We start from the raw sequence: 3,290 nt of genomic DNA, 5'->3' as shown, positions 1-3,290 counted from the left end.
TCTGCACCTTGAAAACTGCATAGAGGAGTTTTTCTGTGCAAGGGTAACCCAAACACAGGAGTACAGGGCAAAGGTCAAGCTAGAAAGGGCGCACGGTGGATGCCTTGGCGCCAGGAGCCGATGAAGGACGGGGCCAGCACCGATATGCCTCGGGGAGCCGCAAGCAGGCGTCGATCCGGGGATGTCCGAATGGGGAAACCCGGCCGGGGTAATGTCCGGCCATCCGCCGCTGAATTCATAGGCGGCGAGAAGGGCACCGTGGGAACTGAAACATCTCAGTACCGCGAGGAAGAGAAATCAACGGAGATTCCCTCAGTAGCGGCGAGCGAACGGGGAGGAGCCCAAACCGCAGATGTGTAAGCCTGCCGGCGTTGCATCTGCGGGGTTGCAGGACCACCGGGAGGTGCGGCAGAGCCTCCACGGCAGCGCAGCGCATAGGCGAAGACGCCTGGAACGGCGCACCAGAGACGGTGACAGTCCGGTAGCCGAAATGTGCCAGCGGGCCGGGTGGGATCCTAAGTACCACGGGACACGGGGAATCCCGTGGGAAGCCGGGGGGACCACCCTCCAAGGCTAAATACTTCCTGGCGACCGATAGTGAACCAGTACCGTGAGGGAAAGGTGAAAAGCACCCCGGGAGGGGAGTGAAACAGCACCTGAAACCGTGTGCCTACAAACGGCAGGAGGACGATGGCCGCAAGGCCCGTCTGGCTGCGTACTTTTTGTAGAACGAACCGGCGAGTTGCTCTGGCAAGCGAGGTTAAGCGCCGCAGGCGCGGAGCCGTAGCGAAAGCGAGTCTGAAGAGGGCGAGAGTTTGCCGGAGCAGGCCCGAAACCGGGTGATCTATCCATGGCCAGGGTGAAACGGAGGTAACACTCCGCGGAGGCCCGAACCAGTGGTTGTTGAAAAAACCTTGGATGAGCTGTGGATAGGGGTGAAATGCCAATCGAACCCGGAGATAGCTGGTTCTCCCCGAAATAGCTTTAGGGCTAGCCTCGGGGGTTGGCTGGTGGCGGTAAAGCACTGATTGGGCTAGGGGCCCTACCCGGTTACCGAACCCATTCAAACTCAGAATGCTGCCAGCTGGACCCCGGGAGTCAGACTACGGGGGATAAGCTCCGTGGTCAAAAGGGAAACAGCCCAGACCGCCAGCTAAGGTCCCCAAGCGCGGGCTAAGTGGGAAAGGATGTAGAACCGCTCAGACAACCAGGATGTTGGCTTAGAAGCAGCCATTCATTTAAAGAGTGCGTAATAGCTCACTGGTCGAGTGGTTCTGCGCCGAAAATGTAACGGGGCTCAAGCCCGTCACCGAAGCTGCGGATCTGGTTCGCCAGATGGTAGGGGAGCGTTCCCTGGGCGGAGAAGCCGTACCGAAAGGAGCGGTGGAGCGCAGGGAAGTGAGAATGCCGGTATAAGTAGCGAAAAGAGGGGTGAGAATCCCCTCCGCCGAAAGCCCAAGGGTTCCTGAGGAAGGTTCGTCCTCTCAGGGTTAGTCGGGACCTAAGCCGAGGCGAAAAGGCGTAGGCGATGGACAACCGGTGGATATTCCGGTACCACCTATGGGCCGCTTGAGCGAAGCGGGGACGCAGAAGGGCTAGCCAGCCGGCGGATGGATGCCGGTCCAAGCGGGTAGGGTGTGCGGTAGGCAAATCCGCCGCACAAAAACCCGAGACGTGATGGGGAGCGAAGTTTAGTAGCGGAACTGGCGAATCCCAGGCTGCCAAGAAAAGCCGCTAGCGAGGCCCAGGGTGCCCGTACCGTAAACCGACACAGGTGGGCGGGGAGAGAATCCTAAGGCGCGCGAGATCACCCTCGTTAAGGAACTCGGCAATCTGACCCCGTAACTTCGGGAGAAGGGGTGCTCGAGTAGGTTGAGGCCTTGCAACGGGCCGAGGCCGAAAGAGTCGCAGAAAACAGGCCCAGGCGACTGTTTAGCAAAAACACAGGTCTCTGCTAAGTCGGAAGACGAAGTATAGGGGCTGACGCCTGCCCGGTGCTGGAAGGTTAAGGGGAAGGGTCAGCGCAAGCGAAGCTCTGAACCGAAGCCCCAGTGAACGGCGGCCGTAACTATAACGGTCCTAAGGTAGCGAAATTCCTTGTCGGGCAAGTTCCGACCTGCACGAATGGCGTAACGATCTGGGCGCTGTCTCAACGAGGGACTCGGCGAAATTGCAGTACCTGTGAAGATGCAGGTTACCCGCGACTAGACGGAAAGACCCCATGGAGCTTTACTCTAGCCTGGTATTGAATTTTGGTGCAGGATGTACAGGATAGGTGGGAGGCTGGGAAACCGGGGCGTCAGCTTCGGTGGAGCCGACGGTGGGATACCACTCTTTCTGTACTGAAGTTCTAACCTTTGACCGTGATCCGGTCAGGGGACCGTACCAGGTGGGGAGTTTGACTGGGGCGGTCGCCTCCTAAAGCGTAACGGAGGCGCCCAAAGGTTCCCTCAGCGCGGTCGGAAATCGCGCGGCGAGTGCAAAGGCACAAGGGAGCTTGACTGCGAGACAGACAGGTCGAGCAGGGACGAAAGTCGGGCTTAGTGATCAGGTGGTTCTGGGTGGAAGGGCCATCGCTCAACGGATAAAAGCTACCCTGGGGATAACAGGCTGATCTCCCCCAAGAGTCCACATCGACGGGGAGGTTTGGCACCTCGATGTCGGCTCATCGCATCCTGGGGCTGTAGTAGGTCCCAAGGGTTGGGCTGTTCGCCCATTAAAGCGGTACGTGAGCTGGGTTCAGAACGTCGTGAGACAGTTCGGTCCCTATCTGTCGCGGGCGCAGGAGATTTGCGGGGAGCTGTCCCTAGTACGAGAGGACCGGGATGGACGCACCGCTGGTGTACCAGTTGTCTCGCCAGGGGCACGGCTGGATAGCCAAGTGCGGACGGGATAAGCGCTGAAGGCATCTAAGCGCGAAACCCACCCCAAGACGGGATCTCCCACAGGGTCAACCTGGTAAGACCCCTTGTAGATGACGAGGTCGATAGGCCGGAGGTGGAAGGGCTGCGAGGCCTGGAGCTAACCGGTACTAATCGGTCGAGGGCTTGACCTGTGGCCTGTAATCCGATGCAGGTTCCCTCCACAGATTCTCCTCCATGCAGTTTTCAGGGTGCAGGCCGCCGCCGTCGGCGGCGCATCACCTACACGTTGATACCGCTTCCTGGTGACGATGGCGGAGGGGCCACACCCGTTCCCATTCCGAACACGGCAGTTAAGCCCTCCAGCGCCGATGGTACTTGGCGGGAAACCGCCTGGGAGAGTAGGTCGTTGCCAGGAGCTTTTTTATG

At 59.5% G+C, this 3,290-nt stretch carries 2 rRNA genes; both read left to right on the top strand.

Annotated features, from left to right (window positions below):
- Positions 1 to 72 precede the first annotated feature (72 nt).
- Positions 73 to 3,055, top strand: a 23S ribosomal RNA gene (locus KK925_RS09855).
- A gap of 107 nt (positions 3,056 to 3,162) precedes the next feature.
- A 5S ribosomal RNA gene (gene rrf, locus KK925_RS09850) occupies positions 3,163 to 3,279 on the top strand.
- The last annotated feature ends 11 nt before the right edge of the window (positions 3,280 to 3,290 follow it).

Source organism: Candidatus Methylacidithermus pantelleriae (assembly GCF_905250085.1).
Lineage (GTDB): Bacteria > Verrucomicrobiota > Verrucomicrobiia > Methylacidiphilales > Methylacidiphilaceae > Methylacidithermus > Methylacidithermus pantelleriae.
Note: the sequence above shows the minus strand (reverse complement) of the source record. Positions and strands in the feature narration are given on the sequence as shown.